Annotated in this window: 16 protein-coding genes; 11 read left to right on the forward strand and 5 right to left on the reverse strand. The window is 35.7% G+C overall.

Annotated features, from left to right (window positions below; genetic code table 11):
- Window positions 1–119: 119 nt before the first annotated feature.
- The 5 genes from ACIQ1H_RS21280 (at window position 120) to ACIQ1H_RS21300 (ending at window position 7,498) form a co-directional block, all read left to right on the forward strand.
- Window positions 120–3,173 (forward strand): efflux RND transporter permease subunit, encoded by a 3,054-nt coding sequence (locus tag ACIQ1H_RS21280; protein WP_402891757.1) that lies wholly within the window; start codon window positions 120–122, stop codon window positions 3,171–3,173.
- 20 nt (window positions 3,174–3,193) lie between these two features.
- Complete coding sequence (locus ACIQ1H_RS21285) at window positions 3,194–4,279, forward strand: SDR family oxidoreductase (protein WP_402891760.1); 1,086 nt, start codon at window positions 3,194–3,196, stop codon at window positions 4,277–4,279.
- Between the two features lie 333 nt (window positions 4,280–4,612).
- A complete protein-coding gene (locus tag ACIQ1H_RS21290) occupies window positions 4,613–5,377 on the forward strand; it encodes a TerC family protein (protein ID WP_173478029.1) in 765 nt (254 codons plus the stop codon).
- 258 nt (window positions 5,378–5,635) lie between these two features.
- The gene (locus ACIQ1H_RS21295; protein ID WP_305068706.1) at window positions 5,636–6,991 is read left to right on the forward strand and encodes a TrkH family potassium uptake protein; all 1,356 of its coding nucleotides are present in this window, start codon (window positions 5,636–5,638) and stop codon (window positions 6,989–6,991) included.
- A gap of 348 nt (window positions 6,992–7,339) precedes the next feature.
- The gene (locus ACIQ1H_RS21300; RefSeq protein WP_173477975.1) at window positions 7,340–7,498 is read left to right on the forward strand and encodes a hypothetical protein; all 159 of its coding nucleotides are present in this window, start codon (window positions 7,340–7,342) and stop codon (window positions 7,496–7,498) included.
- Between the two features lie 652 nt (window positions 7,499–8,150).
- Here ACIQ1H_RS21300 and ACIQ1H_RS21305 read toward each other — a convergent pair.
- Window positions 8,151–9,890, reverse strand: coding sequence for a B12-binding domain-containing radical SAM protein (locus ACIQ1H_RS21305; protein WP_402891764.1), 1,740 nt, complete (start codon window positions 9,888–9,890; stop codon window positions 8,151–8,153).
- Between the two features lie 259 nt (window positions 9,891–10,149).
- Here ACIQ1H_RS21305 and ACIQ1H_RS21310 point away from each other — a divergent pair, with 259 nt between their 5' ends.
- Together ACIQ1H_RS21310 and ACIQ1H_RS21315 are read left to right on the forward strand one after the other, a co-directional pair.
- Entirely contained in the window at window positions 10,150–11,565 is a 1,416-nt protein-coding gene (locus tag ACIQ1H_RS21310; protein WP_402891766.1) for a PAS domain-containing sensor histidine kinase, read from the forward strand.
- A gap of 109 nt (window positions 11,566–11,674) precedes the next feature.
- The gene (locus ACIQ1H_RS21315) at window positions 11,675–12,124 is read left to right on the forward strand and encodes a MarR family winged helix-turn-helix transcriptional regulator (protein WP_337981989.1); all 450 of its coding nucleotides are present in this window, start codon (window positions 11,675–11,677) and stop codon (window positions 12,122–12,124) included.
- 225 nt (window positions 12,125–12,349) lie between these two features.
- Here ACIQ1H_RS21315 and ACIQ1H_RS21320 read toward each other — a convergent pair whose 3' ends face one another.
- From ACIQ1H_RS21320 to ACIQ1H_RS21330, 3 genes are all read right to left on the reverse strand, one after another.
- A complete protein-coding gene (locus tag ACIQ1H_RS21320; protein WP_402891769.1) occupies window positions 12,350–13,021 on the reverse strand; it encodes a hypothetical protein in 672 nt (223 codons plus the stop codon).
- Between the two features lie 62 nt (window positions 13,022–13,083).
- Window positions 13,084–13,701: a CPBP family intramembrane glutamic endopeptidase gene (locus tag ACIQ1H_RS21325; RefSeq protein WP_173477970.1), complete on the reverse strand. Its 618-nt coding sequence runs from the start codon at window positions 13,699–13,701 to the stop codon at window positions 13,084–13,086.
- 80 nt (window positions 13,702–13,781) lie between these two features.
- Window positions 13,782–13,970: a YkvS family protein gene (locus ACIQ1H_RS21330; protein WP_024362262.1), complete on the reverse strand. Its 189-nt coding sequence runs from the start codon at window positions 13,968–13,970 to the stop codon at window positions 13,782–13,784.
- A 126-nt stretch (window positions 13,971–14,096) separates the two neighbouring features.
- Here ACIQ1H_RS21330 and ACIQ1H_RS21335 point away from each other — a divergent pair, with 126 nt between their 5' ends.
- From ACIQ1H_RS21335 to ACIQ1H_RS21345, 3 genes are all read left to right on the forward strand, one after another.
- Entirely contained in the window at window positions 14,097–14,285 is a 189-nt protein-coding gene (locus ACIQ1H_RS21335; protein WP_173477969.1) for a hypothetical protein, read from the forward strand.
- A gap of 94 nt (window positions 14,286–14,379) precedes the next feature.
- Window positions 14,380–14,571 carry an aspartyl-phosphate phosphatase Spo0E family protein gene (locus ACIQ1H_RS21340; protein ID WP_024362260.1) on the forward strand — a complete coding sequence of 64 codons (192 nt, stop codon included), beginning with the start codon at window positions 14,380–14,382 and terminating at the stop codon, window positions 14,569–14,571.
- Between the two features lie 417 nt (window positions 14,572–14,988).
- Complete coding sequence (locus ACIQ1H_RS21345) at window positions 14,989–15,855, forward strand: NAD(P)-dependent oxidoreductase (RefSeq protein WP_402891773.1); 867 nt, start codon at window positions 14,989–14,991, stop codon at window positions 15,853–15,855.
- A 77-nt stretch (window positions 15,856–15,932) separates the two neighbouring features.
- Here the strand turns inward: ACIQ1H_RS21345 and ACIQ1H_RS21350 are convergent, their stop codons facing one another.
- Window positions 15,933–16,325: a DoxX family protein gene (locus tag ACIQ1H_RS21350; protein WP_139860728.1), complete on the reverse strand. Its 393-nt coding sequence runs from the start codon at window positions 16,323–16,325 to the stop codon at window positions 15,933–15,935.
- 151 nt (window positions 16,326–16,476) lie between these two features.
- On the opposite strand from ACIQ1H_RS21350, the gene ACIQ1H_RS21355 reads away from it, so the two are divergent.
- Complete coding sequence (locus ACIQ1H_RS21355; RefSeq protein WP_139860730.1) at window positions 16,477–16,797, forward strand: winged helix-turn-helix transcriptional regulator; 321 nt, start codon at window positions 16,477–16,479, stop codon at window positions 16,795–16,797.
- The last annotated feature ends 117 nt before the right edge of the window (window positions 16,798–16,914 follow it).

A 16,914-nucleotide genomic window follows, 5' to 3' on the forward strand; every position in this document is an offset into this window, starting at 1 on the left:
CGTAATGTTGGGAATAATTTTTTTAGGATGAAATTGTTTCAACATAATGTATTAATTTATAAAAAATCCCCCTTTTCGGCTATCATAGGAAAGAAGAGAAAGAAAAGGAGTATTTACAAATGAACATTAGCAACTTTTCAATAAAAAGGCCTGTTTTTACACTTGTGTCGATGCTACTAATCATTATTTTAGGTGGCGTATCATTGTTAAAAATACCAATCACTTTAATTCCTGAATTAAATCCACCAATAGGTGTTGTTGTTACCTCCTATCCTGGTGCGAGCTCAACGGAAGTGAATGAGAAGGTAACAAAACCTTTAGAGGCAACATTGGCCACCTTGCCAGGCATAAAAAAACTTCAATCTACCTCACAGGAAGGTTCAAATTTAATTGTGCTCGAGTTTAATTGGACAACGGATATAGAAGAAGTTCAACTCGACATTTTACAGCGAATTGATATGACACCGTTACCGAGTGATGCACAAAAACCAAGTTTTTTAAAATTTGACCCATCACAGTTTCCAATTATTCAGCTTTCATTACGTGCAGACAATGATCAGGTGGACGTGCGTATTTTAGCAGATTCATTGGAAAAAGAGCTCCGTCGTACAGAAGGAGTTGCAAGTGTAAATGTCTCTGGCAAGCTTATAGAAGAAGTACAAGTAGCATTAGATGAATCGAAATTAATTGCCAAAGGCTTAACCCAAGCTGATATTATTCAAATCATTCAAACAAATAATGTGTCACTGCCTGGAGAACCAGTATTGACTGCTGATGGCCAAATGCTGTCGACACGTATTATTAGTACATTAACAAAACCAGAAGATATTGCGGATTTAATTGTATCCGTCAATCCAATAGACGGGGAAACACTAACGGTAGGAGATGTAGCGACCGTCGAGCGTGCAGAGCAAAAATCCTTAACCGAAACGCGTGCTAATGACCATCCAGCTGTATTAATGTCCGTTTTGCAAGAGTCAGGGGCAAATACTGCTGAAGTATCAAAAGCGTTCCAACAAACCTTAAATGACTTACTAGCACAGGAGCAATATAAAGGTGTAGTAGCAGATGTATTAGTAGATCAAGGGAATTATGTGAATTTAGCGATCAGTAACATCGGTTCTTCATTACTATTGGGTGGCTTATTTGCAATGCTTGTATTATTTGTTTTTTTACGAGGCGTGAAAAGCCCAATTATTATTGGCATTGCCATACCTTATTCTGTCATCGTCACATTTGTATTAATGTATTTTGCTCATTTCACTCTCAATATTATGACATTAGGTGCGTTGGCATTAGGCATTGGGATGCTTGTTGATAATGCAATCGTTGTTATTGAAAATGTGGAACGGCATCTAGGGCTTGGGAAAAACCCAATCGAAGCAGCAAAGCAAGGCACAAAGGAAGTGGCGCTAGCAATAACAGCATCTACATTAACAACAATTGCTGTGTTTATACCCGTAATGTTTATAGAAGGTTTAATAGGGCAAATCTTTACGGAATTTGCACTTACAATTTCCTTCAGTTTAATTGCCTCATTATTAGTCGCATTAACCGTTGTACCAATGTTGGCAAGCCGTCTGTTAAAAATGAAAGACCAAAATATTAATGAAATGCGAAAAGCATCGGCATTTTATAAGCACTACAATGCATCTATTGTTTGGGTTTTAAAACATCGTTTTTTAGTTATTTTATCGGCCGTTATCCTCTTCGGTTTATCCGTATTTGGCTTATCGAGAATCGGTACGGAATTTTTACCAGCAACAGATGAAGGATTTGCTTCTATCAGTGTAGATCTTGATAGAGGGGCTGCAGTAACAAAAACGGAACAGGTTGTCACAGCAATAGAGGAGCGCTTAAAAGAAGAGCAAGATGTGGATGTCTATGTTAGCCTAATTGGCGGTACGCAGCAGTCGCAAGCACGTGGACAAACAAGTGCAAATCGAGCGGAAATCTATGTGAAGCTAGTACCACTTGCAGATCGTAAACGTTCAATTTTTGAATTTGTAGAAGAGGTAGAAAAGGATTTAAACAATGAGCTAGGTGAGCAAGCTGACATCACATTTAATGTATCTACATCGTCGGGTTCATCTCCTAATACATTGACATTCCGATTAACTGATTCAAATGAACAACGTTTACAAGAGTCAGTTGATAAAGTACAGCAAGAACTAAAGCGCATTAACATTGTCACAAATGTAATGACAGATTTAGATAATACAGTCCAAGAAATTCAAATTGAAGTAGATCGTGAAAAAGCTAAGGATTATGGCTTTTTACCTGCTCAGATAGCTCAAACGGTTAATCAAATGACAAAGGGGCAACTGACGACGCAAATGATTGATGATGATGGAACTGTGTTATCGGTGTATACAGGCTTTGGTCAGTCATTTAATGAAAGTATTGAATCCTTAAAGGCAATGGAGCTTCGTTCTCCAGCAGGTCTATTTGTTAAGCTCGATGAAATCGCGCACGTATCTATACAAGAAGGACCAGTATCGATTAGACGTTCCGATCAGGCTGCTGCAGTTGCATTTTTCGTTGATTATACAACGAAGGAGTCACTAGGGGGTATTTCAAAAGAGGTCGATAAGGCTCTTGAAAAAGCTAATTTGCCTTCTGAAACACAAGTGGTGTTTAGTGGTGATCGTGAGCTTTATGATAGCGCGATTGATGATATGCTTTTAGCTGTAGCGTTGGCTGTAGTGCTTGTTTATATTGTAATGGCAGCGCAGTTTGAGTCATTTAAATATCCTTTCGTCATTATGTTTACGGTACCGCTTATGATTATTGGTGTTACGATTGCAATGTTTGCTACAAAGACATTACTAGGTGTGACATCTGTTATTGGGATTTTGGTACTTGTGGGCATTGTTGTAAACAACGGTATTGTGCTAGTCGATTATATTAATCAGCAAAAGATGAATGGCATGAAGTCCTATGATGCGATTTTACTTGCTACACAAGATCGACTGCGACCAATATTAATGACAGCGTTAACAACTATATTAGGTTTGCTACCACTTGCTCTTGGTATTGGCGAAGGTACGGAGATGAACCAGCCAATGGGTATCGCTGTAATTGGTGGGCTTATTACTTCGACTTTACTGACATTATATATAGTGCCAGCTGTTTATAGCTTAATGGATAAAGAAACTAGAAGATTGCCTTAAGTATAAGGGGGAAATGAGATATGGGTGTTCATTTTTTTACAGGTTTTCCAGGGTTCATTTCAAGTCAATTAATACGTGAGCTATTTCACAAAAATAAAACGCAACAAGTTATCGCAATTGTGCTAGCGGGGGAATTACCAAAAGCAACTGTTGAAAAAGGCAAGATAGAAGTAGACTATCCTCATTGTTCGATACAAATCGTCGAAGGAGACATTACACTACCTAATTTAGGGCTGACAAATCAAGTCGTACAGGAAATTCTGCCTCAAATTGAAGTGTTTTGGCATTTAGCAGCTATTTATGATTTAGCTGTGCCGAGAGATATCGCTTGGAAAGTTAACGTACATGGCACAGCAATGGTAAATGATTTTGTACGAACACTACCGAATTTAAAGCGGTATATGTATTTCAGTACAGCATATGTTGCTGGACTGCGTGAAGGGATTTTACGTGAAAATGAATTGATTCGACCTCCTGCTTTTAAAAACTATTATGAGGAGACAAAATACGAGGCGGAGCATCGTGTAGAAGATTTAAAGTCGGAGATACCGATAACGATAATTCGACCAGGCATTGTGCGGGGGCATTCAGAGACTGGGGAAACGATTAAATTTGATGGGCCCTATTTCTTTTTAAATATGGTAGAAAAATTAAAACGTTTACCGATTATACCGTATATAGGGGTGTCAAGCACGGCAATTAATGTTGTGCCGATCGATTATATTATCAATGCAGTAACTTATATAATGGATGAGAAAAGTGCGGAAGGGAAAACTTTACATTTAACAGATCCGAATCCACATCCTGTACAAGAGGTATATCGCACAATGGTAAAATTATTAACGGATCATTATCCAAAAGGACGTTTTCCTTTGTCTTTAGCAAAACAATCGTTAAAAGTACCGTTCATTCGGAAGATGTTAGGCGTGGAGCAAGAATCTTTAGATTATTTAACATGGCAGGCAGTCTTTGATACAACAGAAGCGGTTGCCATTTTACAAAAAGGAAATATTACATGTCCTGATTTTATACAAACAATGCCGAAGATGGTGGATTTTTATCTAGCACATAAAGACGATAAAAACTACCAAATTCAAATTAAATAATGATGGATTTCTTTGTCAGCTTTAAATGATAGTGCTATAATAAACGAACAAAAGAATTATCCTTAGACAATTTGTTAAAGGGGAGTAGCTAGCAGATGCGAGCGATGCATCTGATTTCACATTCGTCAAGACATGGTATTTGCCATCGGGTGTGATAGCAAATGTTGTTACTTTGCAATAGGTGCAAAGCTGAGACTTGTAATGAGAGAAGTAACAAATACAAATTTGCTTAGCAAGACCTTTGCCTTCTTTCAGGCAGGGGTTTTTTCTTTTGCATTTGACTAGTAAATGACCGCAATTTTGGGTATACAGAGTTTAAAGGAGGAACAGAGGATGGAAGCAATATTATTACAATATGGCTGGGTACTGATTGTACTCGTTGTATTAGAAGGATTACTAGCAGCAGACAACGCAGTTGTAATGGCTGTTATGGTTAAACACTTACCGCATGACCTACAAAAAAAGGCACTTTTTTACGGATTATTTGGAGCATTAATATTCCGATTCTCTGCGCTCTTTGTTATTACAGTATTAGTTAACTACTGGCAAATTCAGGCGGTTGGAGCTGCCTACCTATTGTTTATGTCAGCGAAAAATATTTATGACTTAAGAAAAGGTAAAGATGAAGAAGAAGAAAATGATGAGGCGGCTGTGAAAAAGGGTTCTGGCTTCTGGATGACTGTCTTAAAAGTTGAGCTTGCCGATATAGCATTTGCAATTGACTCAATGCTTGCTGCAGTTGCTATTGCTGTGACGCTTCCACACTTAGGTAATTTTGATATTGGTGGCATTAATGGTGGGCAATTTATTATTATGCTATTAGGTGGCTTTATAGGCGTCATCATGATGCGTTTTGCTGCACAATGGTTTGTGAAAGTTTTAAACGACTATCCTTCACTTGAAACAGCAGCCTTTTTAATTGTTGGATGGGTTGGGGTAAAACTTGTTGTTTTAACATTAGCTCATGAAAAAGTGGGCATATTACCTACAGAATTCCCTCATTCAACAGGCTGGGAATTAACGTTTTGGATTGTGTTAATAGGCATTGCATTTGTCGGTTATTTAGTAGGAGTACGTAATAAAAAACAAACAAAATAGCCGTTTAAATTTTTATAAATATATTTTAAATCCGCGTTGCTTTCTGCAGGCAAGGCAGAGCCGCATCACTTGCTTCCACTAGCATGATTTTGTGTGCTTGCTTTTTCTGCGAAAGTCACAATGCGGATTTTTCTTTATATCGAATAAATAGCTCGAGGTTGCTCATTTTATACTGTGTAGAACAGCCTCTTTCTTTTTTTATAGTTTTTTTCTATACTAATATCTATCTTGGCATCATGAATGGAAGGAGTTGATGAGGTGCCTTGGAAAAAATCATCAAATAAATTAATTACACCGTTTCAGGCACTAGTTTCTTATTATTTCATAGCAATAGCAATTTCCTTCCTATTGTTACGACTGCCCGGCGTTCATCAAACGGGTGTAAAGGTATCCTTATTAGATAGCTTATTTACTGCCGTAAGTGCTGTTAGTGTTACTGGTTTAACAACGTTTAATATTTCAGAGACCTATACAACATTTGGGCTCGTCATGGTACTTGTTATTTTACAGCTCGGCGCGATTGGTATTATGTCGCTAGGAACTTTTGTATGGTTACTTGTAGGAAAAAAAATCGGCATGCGTGAACGTCAACTAATTATGATTGATCATAATCAGTATAATTTATCAGGCGTTGTCCAATTGATTCGAGAAATTTTGAAAATCTTAATCGGTATAGAATTAGCAGGAGCTATTATTTTAACTGCTCATTTTACGAATTATTTCGATACATTTGAACAAGCTCTAATTCATGGTGTCTTTGCTTCTATATCAGCTACCACTAACGGAGGCTTTGATATTACAGGAATGAGTTTATTGCCATTCCATAATGATTATTTCGTCCAACTCATCACAATGGTATTGATTGTGTTAGGCGCAATTGGCTTCCCAGTGCTCGTCGAGATAAAAACATTTTTACTTAATCGACATGCTAATTTCCGATTTAGCTTATTTACAAAAATAACGACAACGACTTATGCCATTTTATTTGTAGTAGGGGCGCTCGTTATTTTACTGCTTGAGTCATTCCATTCATTTAAAGGAATGCCTTGGCATGAAGCGATCTTTTCCGCAATGTTCCATTCCGTATCTACACGTTCTGCGGGACTTACAACATATGATGTAACATCCTTCAGTGAGGCGACAGATATTTTTATGAGCTTTTTAATGTTCATTGGTTCATCTCCAAGCTCAGTTGGAGGCGGTATACGGACGACGACTTTCGCTATCGCGATATTATTTTTAATCACGTTTGCACGTGGAAGAGAGGATATTCAAATTTTTGGGCGTGAAATTCATTTAATTGATGTCTTCCGAGCATTTGTCGTTATTTTAGTAGCTTGTTTTATGGTGCTAATTGCGACAATCATTTTACTTATTACAGAGCCACATGCGACGCTTATACAAATCATATTTGAAATTACATCTGCGTTCGGAACATGCGGTATGTCTTTAGGAATTACCTCCGATTTATCGGTTGTAGGTAAAATCATCATTATTATTTTAATGTTCATAGGGCGAGTAGGTTTAATTTCCTTCCTGTATTCACTTGGTGGAGGCGGAAGAGGTAAAAAATCCAAATACCATTACCCGAAAGAACGAGTGATTATCGGATAATCATCTAGAAGTATGGGGCGAGAATGATTTAACGCGCAGTGATGGTTGTGCCCCTGAGACTGTAGCTAAACTCGAAACTTTTCGAGCGTTTAGCTACAGTTTTTTTGCATTTAATTGTCGTAGATTTGTGTTGCTGGTCATATGGGCTTTCCTTAAATTTTCAAAATTGTTTGCGTGCCTGACACTGAAAAAAAAGTTTAGTTGTTTTATGGTGCGGGTACAACTTATTAAGAGTGGTTGAATACCACTACCTTGTATTAGAACTGAGGGGCATCTGAAATAAAATGTAGAAAAAGACAGATAACGGTGAACCCAGTTATGAAAAAGAAACAAAAGGAGAACTTAACTATGTCACTTACAAGCACAGCTAAACAAGAATTAAAGGACTTACTAAAAGAAACACACAAACGAGGAATTATGAAAAGAGATCATAGTGATCGAGTAAGCAGTATGACAGATAGCGAAGCATTAGGATTATTAATTTCTGTTGTAAAACGTACATTGTAAAATCTCACTAATCAAAATAGCTACATGCTACAATGGATTCTATGTACATTGCTATACTCTAAAGCAAGTAGATTAAGTACTTTACTGTAATATCGAAAAGGATGAGGCTTAATGACTTTCTACTATTATATTGTATTTAATATTTAATATATAAACAGATGTAAGCAATTGTAAAGTAGTGGATTTATGAAGTATGTTGTTTTGCTCAATGGATAACAAAAGGATGCGAAACTATATTTCGAATTATTCGCTAGGCTTTTTAGGATGTTTGATTGTTTTTTTATGCAATTTACAAGCTTAAATTTGCCTTTGAAAGTCGTTCAGACTAAGCATTGAATAGCGAAAAAGTAAATTTGTCGAAAATATATCTAAAAATTTAGAAAATTTAACAAAATATTTCCTGAATAAAAACAGTGAATAATAGGTAAAAAGTACTTGTTGTAAATAACTATATTTTAAGTAATTTGTTCTAATGGTTTTTATTGTCATTGTGAGTCCATTACTAGCGCTAAAAGTTAGTATTAGTAGGCAGAATTTATAATTGATTCGTAATGCGAAGGATAGGGAATGAATTAAAAAATGGAATTATTTTAGTTTTAAATTAAAAAAAACGCTACTCCTTGAAATATTTCAAGTGAATAGCGCTTTTTTATTAAACAGCAGGGATTGTTGCAAAATACGGTTCTTGGCCGTGTCGGAAGTAGGTTAAAAGATAGCCGTTTTTTTGTACAATTTTGCCATTTGAAAATTTTTGATAATCTAAGTTATGCGGAATGATAAGTGTATGCTTGAATAATTCTTTTTCAGTTAAATTCAAGTTAGCAAATTCCTCGCCTGCAATGTTAGGATTTTCACGTAGAGCAGTGTAAAGTGCTTTTTGCTGCACTTCGGTTGGGCGATCTTTCCACCATAATTTCCGTGGTTGGAATTGCTGTGCCTTTAAATAATCAAGCTGCATTAAGCTTTGGATAACTTGTAAATTAGCACTTTCCACTGTTTCTAAAAACTCTAGTAAACGGCGGAACAAATCTTCAAGCTGATGACCAATACGTGACCATCCCTTTGTTTCCCAATAAGTTCCGAAGTTTTGGAAGAAATCAAATGGTGTATCAAATACTTCTGTTACTAAATATTCGATTGTATAATCCATTCGGTGAGCATTCCAATATTTTTCGAGTACATCTTCCGCATGTTTAATACGGACAATATCATCAAAGTTTAAGACATTATTCGAAAAAATTTCATATGGAGCTAAGTCCACATACGTATAGCCAAACTTTTCAGCCTCCAAACGTAGACCTGTACCACGCAATAGCTTTAAGAAGCCTAACTGTAATTCCTCAGGGCGCATAGCAAAAACATCATTAAATGTTTGTCTGAAGCTACTATAATCCTCTTCTGGTAGGCCAGCAATTAAATCTAAATGTTGATCGATCTTGCCGCCATCTTTGACCATTGTTACTGTACGCGTTAATTTTTCGAAGTTTTGACGTCGTTGTACTAGTGTGTTTGTTAAATCATTTGTAGATTGAACACCAATTTCAAAGCGGAAAAGCCCTTTTGGTGCATTATCATTTAAAAATTGAATGACTTCGGGACGCATTATATCTGCTGTTATTTCAAACTGGAAGACTACACCTGGCTGATGTTCATCTATTAAAAATTGGAACATTTCCATCGCATAGCTACGGCTAATATTAAATGTACGATCGACAAATTTAATAGTTCGAGCACCGTTATTCATTAAATAACGAATATCTTCTTTTATACTTTCTCTATTGAAATAGCGTACGCCCACTTCAATAGAAGATAAGCAAAATTGACAGCTAAAAGGACAGCCTCTGCTTGTCTCAATGTATTGAATTCGCTTGCTTAGATGTGGTAGATCCTCTTCAAAGCGGAATGGGCTCGGCAATTCACGTAAGTCAATTTTAGGTGCCTGCGCGTGAATTCGAATTTTACCGTCCTCTAAGTAACAAATGCCTGGAACATCTTCTAAAGGTAGTTCTCCATGCAAATGGTGTAGTAACTGCTTAAATGAAGTTTCTCCTTCACCCATGACAATAAAATCAACTTCTTCTATACGACGTAACCAATGATGGACATCGTAAGATACTTCAGGTCCGCCTAGCAAAATTTTAACATTTGGACAAACCGTTTTTAACATTTTAATAACGTGTATTGTTTCTTCAATATTCCAAATATAGCAACTGAAACCTACGATATCGGGGTTTTTTTGAAATAAATCTGATACAATATTAAATGCAGGGTCTTTAATTGTGTATTCTGCAATGACTGGATTGTATTCAGGTAAAGCAGCACTTTTTAAATAACGCAATGCTAAATTTGTGTGGATATATTTTGCGTTTAAAGTAGTTAAAATAGTATTCATGCATTAATCTTCCTTTCACTTTCTAATTGTAACAGTCAAGTAGCTGACAAACAATATAATCCTTTAGACCTATTTATTTTGTGAACGGTTCGTGAAATAATTTTAAATACTTAAATTTACTAAATTTTGTAATAATAGAATCGTACAGTCATAAAGTATAGTAAAGGCTCAAAATTCGAATGAGAGGTTTTTTACTCTTTTGAAAGGTTCGGTGAGAAAGTTGAAGCAAAATGATATAAATCAATGTTTTGGAAATCTTATGAAAAGTACTTCGTCACCAACACTTATTCTAAATAAATCAGGGAAAATTTTGAATTGTAATGAGGCAGCTATTAAACTTTTTGATCTTAATTCATCATTTAAAGGTTATATAACAATGGACGAGCCATCCAATATTAAATGGGCTAAGTTCGTTAAGGAGCTACAAAGTGAGTTAAGATCAGAAGAAATATTTAATATTCGTAAAAATAACAACGATCTAGAAATGATGTCCTTTAAATGTTTCTATGATCCAAACACAGAAGAAATAGTCGCACAGCTATCAACTATCAATAATGACAGAGCGATTGAATTATATGTTAGCAAGGAACAGGAACGTTCACAATCCTTCAGTGCATATGATCATTTACCCTATGCTGTTATTGTGAGTGATGCGAGTGGGATTATTCTTGGTTTAAACAAATATGCAGAAATGTATTTAAAAATAGAAAAACCGCAGCTTCTTCATAAAGCGCATCAACATATATTTGACTCATTTACAATGAAGAATGGACAAATTACAACATATTTATCCAAATTGATGGGTGAAAAACATGCCAATATTCATGTCGTAGATGAAACCCAAGTAAGCAGAACTTGCTATTATGAAATCTCAAGTGTTTTCGATGAATATAATAATATTATCGTTACGGTTATTAATGATGAAACTGAGAAAAAGCAGTTGCAGCATAAAGTGGAGCATCAAGAAGCATTAAATGTAGTTGGACAAATGGCGGCAAGTATTGCACACGAGATTCGTAATCCTTTAACGTCTTTAAAAGGCTTTACGGAACTTTTAAAGCTGAATGCAGATGAGGAATCGCGCATGTATTTATCTGTCATCGATAGTGAGCTACAACGGATGGAGCAAATTTTGTCAGAATTGTTAGTTTTGTCGAAGCCGACAAGCATGAAGGTCGAATTAATCGAATTAGATCAAATTGTAAAACAAGTAATCGAATTTATGTTACCAGATGCTTTGATGAAGAAAATAATGATTCAATATATTCCTACTGCTACAGAAGTGTATATTGGAGGCAATGAAAACCGTCTAAAGCAAGTATTTATGAACCTTATAAAAAATGCGATGGAAGCGATGCATAATGGCGGTACAATTACGGTAGAAATGAATGTTATTGACTGTACGATTGTAGAATTAATGATTAAAGATGAAGGCAGTGGTATGGATAGTAAAACAATCCAAAACCTATTCCAACCTTTTTACACGACGAAATCATCAGGGACAGGACTAGGCCTTGCTTTCGTGAAAAAGGTTATCGAAGAGCATGAAGGGATAATAGGCGTACAAAGTGAAGTACAGAAGGGGACATGCTTCCATATGCAGTTTCCAGTTTACACATTCAATCAATTGGACTCGTTAGATGTTGCGAAGGATTCTGCGTATTTAGTAACCTAAATACAGTGAAAATTATTTCAATAGTGCGCTATTATTGATTGCTTTTGACAATGCTTTTCAAAAGTCGCTATAATGACATGTATAAAGAGCGAATTGAGAGGACAAGGTTATGACGTCAGAAGAAGATTTAAAGCAAACTTTAAAATTATATATTGTATTATCCCGTGCCCATAAAGCAATTAATGAGATGACAAATCATTTTTTTCAAGAGAATGGTCTGAATCCTACTGAATTTGCGGTTTTAGAACTCCTTTACCATAAAGGGAGACAACCATTACAGCAAATCGGTAATAAAATTTTACTTGCCAGTGGGTCTATTACGTATGTAATTGATAAGCTTGAAAAAAGAGGCTATCTTTTACGAGTTTCCTGTCCATCAGACCGTCGCGTTACCTATGCAGAAATTACAGCGGAAGGTGAAGCGTTTATGGGCGAATTATTTCCAAAGCATGAACAACATCTACATGAATTAATGAGTGCTTTATCAGTCGAGGAAAAAGATCAAGCAATAGGCCTATTAAAAAAATTAGGACTATCGATTAAAGACTTGTCTTATTAAAAAGAGTTGTCTCAAATGGATTTTGAGGCAATTCTTTTTTCTATGCCCAAATATAGGATGTAAAAAAGGAACATAACGTAGTTTTTGGCAAGGAATCGATTTTAATAGCTATTTTTGCCTGTTAGAAAGGTTTTTTAAGGGGAGGACACCGTCGCCCTATGTTTTTTGTTAGTGAATAGAAGAAAGGCCTTAGAATGAATTCTAAGGCCTTTTAAATAATTTATATTATTTTTTAGAAATAGTAGCTGCCATGGCAAGCATTGCAGCAGTTAAATCTTGTTCATCATTATCATGAATTGTTAATTTTGTAATGAGTCCATCTTTTTCAAATACGACACCCACTACTTTTTCTGTATCAAAGTCTACAACATAGCCTTCGATATTTTTAATATCCTTAAATGCAGAAAGTTCTTCCGCAGATAATGGTACTGTGCCTCCAACTGCATTCATGTAGTCTTGCATAGATGTTTTTACAGCATCATAGCTTGTTTCAGAAGCATTTGTAGCTTCAATACGCATAAATACTTCATCATCAGCATTTGATACTAACATGTCTTTTCCTGGTTCTTCTTGAGAAAGCGTAAATTCAGGTAGTTGTTGGAATTTATAGCCTTGATCAACACTATCAGATTCAGTTGCTGTTTCCTTTTTGTCGACACCATTTTGAACGTATTGCACTTCTTGTTCTGGTTTAGCTTGTGTGTCTGTATTGGCATCATTTGATGTAGGCGTTTCTTGCTTGTCATCGCCTGCAGTTTCATTGTCAGATGGTTGTTGTGAGTTCGCTGGTTCATTTTGTTCAGCATCTGATTGTTCTGTCTTCTCAGTGGTATTACACCCCACGAAAATAACAGCTGTTAGTAATAATGCAAGCATTGAAAATAATTTTTTTTGCATGAAAAGCCCTCCTTTTCTATATTAAACGCTAATAAAAGATAAAATGTTTCCAATTTTTTTTGTTATGATGTTAAAGGTAACACTAAAAACAACAATAGAACAAAAACAACATGGGCCACAATAACTAACGGCATACTCTTGCGCCATTCATAAATAAAGCCCCAAATAAGACTTGTAACAAGAGCTGCAACTATACCTAGCTTAAAACCACTAAATGCAATTGAGATGGAACATAAAATGGCTGTTACGACCACTGCTAAAACAGGGCGCATAAAACGCTTTAATTGTTGTTGTACGTATCCACGCCAAAATAGTTCTTCGCCAATGGCAACAATAAACACAAGTAAAATATAGTGCCAAATATTTTGTGGACCGTAAACAGTTAAAAACTTTTTCACTGTTACTACTAGCCGATCATTTATATATGGAGCGAGCCAATAACCAAAACGTATAATGCCATATGTGATAGTACCATACCCTATGCCGAAAATTAGAAACTTCCAAGTAGGCAATTGATCTTCAATCGTACCTGAAAGAATAGCAATAGCTATACATACGAGCAGTGTGAATGCATACAAGTACCAAAATACAGCTGGATTAGCAAATGTGAAAGCAAGCATACCATAAACGAATAATAAAGAAAGGAGAAGTATTATTGTTTGTTTCGAATTTGTTTGCATAATTCGACCTCCATACTTTAATTTTACCAAAAAAATAGTCCCTAATCATCTATAAAGACAAAAAGGGACTATTCAGAATATTAAGCTTCACTTGCATATAAGATTTTGTAACGTTTATGGTTGACGACCGTTTTCTCTTCAATTTCAAGGGAATCAAAATTCTCCATATATGTTAGATCAACGATCACCGAATTTTCATTTACTTTTTCAACAATACCTTGCAAACCATTTTTAAACTCGATAATATTTCCAACTTCAGCTATTTTCACAGACAGTCAGCTCCTTCATCGACTAATAATATACAGTTTGCATGAAAAAAAGGAAAACGTAAAGCTTTTTTTGAATAATTCATAATTTTGATACACAAAATAAGGAAAGAGAAGGGAATAGAAAAAATGGAACAATATGAAAAAATACTTAAACAATTACAAGAGGGAGAAATACAAAGTATTGAAATTACGAAAGACCAATTTTATGAGTTTCGTGAAGTATTAGTGAAGCACCCGCTATTTAAACATTTTAGAGGTGAAGCAAAACAAAATGGGATTATCATCTATACTTATTTGGAAATTCCTAGAAGTTAAATTTGTCGAACATTGTCGTAACTTAATGCTGTAAGAAATGAAATATAAATGTATAATAATGGTATGATTATTTGTATGTTGGAGGGTTGTATGAATGGTCAATCTACTCTTGAAACAAATGGAACAAACTCGTGAGATGATGATTCGCTCTGGTGTTGAAAACGGGTTACAGAATGCAAAAACCATTCAACTGAGTCGCAGACTAGATCAGTTAATGAATACTTATTATAGACAGACAACATTAGAAGAAGAAGATCAGGATGATTTGTTTCAGTATTCAGAGTAAAACTTTTTAGATTAGATGTTTAAAAATGCATTTACTGGGGAATAGTTAATATGAACACAGCAACATTCTCATTTCCCCCTTTAGAGCAGTGATTCCCATCACCTGCTCTCTTTTTTTTGCTTATTCGGTATATATGCCATACATACTAAAATTAGTACAAGTTTTAAGAAGAATTTGAATTATTGAACTGATTCAACTACACTAAAAACACATCATAAGCTAAGCAACAACTCCTTATAGCTCAATTTATGAGCAGAGGAAACAATTGCTTAGTTTTACTAAATGAATGAATAGCATTCAAACGTGTAAATGCGACTACTTTGACGGAAAGATAAGCGAACGAAGTGCTCGGTTCTTGCCCGCAAATAGTGCATCCTGCTGCGAATGAAATTGATTCAAGTAAAGGAGTCCTTACATATGGGAAAAGAGCGTATTGCATTTATTGGTACTGGTGTTATGGGTGCTAGCATTATCAAACACTTACTGCAAAATGGACATGAGGTCACAGTTTACACTCGCACTAAAGAAAAAGCAGAGCCGTTAATGGCATTAGGTGCTAGTTGGGCTAGTTCGCCAGCTGAAGCTTTTAAAGATAAGGATATAGCGTTAACGATGGTTGGTTATCCAACTGATGTTGAGGAAGTATATTTCGGTGAACATGGTCTATTCAAAACTGCACAGGCTGGCAATATTGTTATCGACATGACAACATCTGAGCCGACGTTAGCGAAGAAGATTTATACCCATGCTCAAACGCTCGGGGTGGAAGCTCTGGATGCACCTGTTTCTGGTGGAGATGTTGGTGCTCAAAATGGCACATTATCCATTATGGTTGGTGGAAATGAACATGCCTTTAATCAAGTTGCACCAGTTCTACAACAATTTGGAGCAAATATAGTGTATCAAGGTGAAGCAGGTGCAGGACAGCATGCCAAAATGTGCAATCAAATCGTTATTGCATCTGGCATGATTGGTGTATGTGAGTCACTTGCTTATGGCTTAAAGGCTGGGTTAGATTTAGCTACGGTATTAAAATCTATCTCATCAGGTGCTGCTGGTTCTTGGTCGTTAAGCAATTTAGCTCCACGCATGATGAACGAAGATTTTGCACCAGGCTTTTATATTAAACATTTTGTAAAGGATATGAAAATTGCTTTAGATGAATCAAAGAATATGGGTATTTCTTTACCAGGACTAGCATTAGCTTATGAAATGTATAACAAGCTGATCGCTGAGGGCTATGGTGACAATGGTACACAGGCTCTTTTAAAGTATTATCAATAGACAGTAATAAAAGAGAAAGTGTTAGATTGATGTAATCAATCTAACACTTTTTTTGCATTGTTGTTGAGTGCCAGGCACTATTCTTTACTAAAAAGTTGAGAATCTAAAGAGAATCTAGACGCCCCTGCAAGAGCAAAGTATAGAGCTATAGCACCTAATGCCAAATCAAGCTCATAGCCTGCCAATCCATTTTCTCCGATAAACCCAATGCTAAGCTTTGCTGTAAAGATAGCAACAATCATTGTCATTGTTAGTAAAGCACCAAAAATTCTTGTTGCAAAGCCTAAAATAAGGGCAACTCCACCAACTAATTCAATAATCGCAACGATATACGCCATAAAACCTGGTATACCTAGACTATTAAAAAAGTCAGCTGTGTAGCTAATTCCGCCTTGGAATTTTTGAAAACCATGTACTGCAAAAATAATGCCGAGAACGACACGTAAAATAGTTGAACCAATGTTTTGCATAATGTAATTACTCCTTTTCTTCAACTTACATTTCGTAACTTAGTTTATTTTTAAAAACAACTTTTGTCAAGTAACTAAGTAGATTTTAAGAACTGATTTTTAAAAAGTGATATAATCTTTTATAGGAACTAGTAATAAAGGGGGGAGTAATTTGAATCAAAAAAATATTTGTCCACGATTTGAAAAAGCACTTATGCTATTGAATCATCGTTGGAATACATTACTTATTTATCAGTTACTTGACGGGCCACAACGATTTTCAACTATTAAAAATCAGTTGAATATTAGTAGTCGGGTATTAACGGAGCGATTAAAGGAGTTGGAGACCGAGCAAATCGTGTTACGTACCGTCATTCCTTCTACACCAGTTGTTATTGAGTATGAGCTTACAGAAAAAGGATATGCCATCACACCCGTTCTAAAAGAAATTGAACAATGGTCTAGTAAATGGGTAACTATTGCTGAGGAATAATAAAAAAGATATTCAAGCGAGGGGGACTGACCCCAACAGTATAGACAAATAAAAAAAGCATCTTCAATTGAAATTCGGGTATAGATACTTAAATTTCAATTTGGAGGTGTTTTTTCT

This window comes from Lysinibacillus sp. NPDC097279 (assembly GCF_044761745.1).
Lineage (GTDB): Bacteria > Bacillota > Bacilli > Bacillales_A > Planococcaceae > Lysinibacillus.

Bases quoted from the DNA above. Each gene is read 5' to 3' on its own strand.
- ACIQ1H_RS21345 (WP_402891773.1), top strand. From the start codon at position 14,989: ATGGGAAAAGAGCGTATTGCATTTATTGGTACTGGTGTTATGGGTGCT.
- ACIQ1H_RS21290 (WP_173478029.1), top strand. From the start codon at position 4,613: ATGGAAGCAATATTATTACAATATGGCTGGGTACTGATTGTACTCGTT.
- ACIQ1H_RS21325 (WP_173477970.1), bottom strand. From the start codon at position 13,701: ATGCAAACAAATTCGAAACAAACAATAATACTTCTCCTTTCTTTATTA.
- ACIQ1H_RS21340 (WP_024362260.1), top strand. From the start codon at position 14,380: ATGGTCAATCTACTCTTGAAACAAATGGAACAAACTCGTGAGATGATG.
- ACIQ1H_RS21285 (WP_402891760.1), top strand. From the start codon at position 3,194: ATGGGTGTTCATTTTTTTACAGGTTTTCCAGGGTTCATTTCAAGTCAA.
- ACIQ1H_RS21280 (WP_402891757.1), top strand. From the start codon at position 120: ATGAACATTAGCAACTTTTCAATAAAAAGGCCTGTTTTTACACTTGTG.
- ACIQ1H_RS21335 (WP_173477969.1), top strand. From the start codon at position 14,097: ATGGAACAATATGAAAAAATACTTAAACAATTACAAGAGGGAGAAATA.
- ACIQ1H_RS21350 (WP_139860728.1), bottom strand. From the start codon at position 16,325: ATGCAAAACATTGGTTCAACTATTTTACGTGTCGTTCTCGGCATTATT.
- ACIQ1H_RS21305 (WP_402891764.1), bottom strand. From the start codon at position 9,890: ATGAATACTATTTTAACTACTTTAAACGCAAAATATATCCACACAAAT.
- ACIQ1H_RS21300 (WP_173477975.1), top strand. From the start codon at position 7,340: ATGTCACTTACAAGCACAGCTAAACAAGAATTAAAGGACTTACTAAAA.
- ACIQ1H_RS21310 (WP_402891766.1), top strand. From the start codon at position 10,150: ATGAAAAGTACTTCGTCACCAACACTTATTCTAAATAAATCAGGGAAA.
- ACIQ1H_RS21315 (WP_337981989.1), top strand. From the start codon at position 11,675: ATGACGTCAGAAGAAGATTTAAAGCAAACTTTAAAATTATATATTGTA.
- ACIQ1H_RS21320 (WP_402891769.1), bottom strand. From the start codon at position 13,021: ATGCAAAAAAAATTATTTTCAATGCTTGCATTATTACTAACAGCTGTT.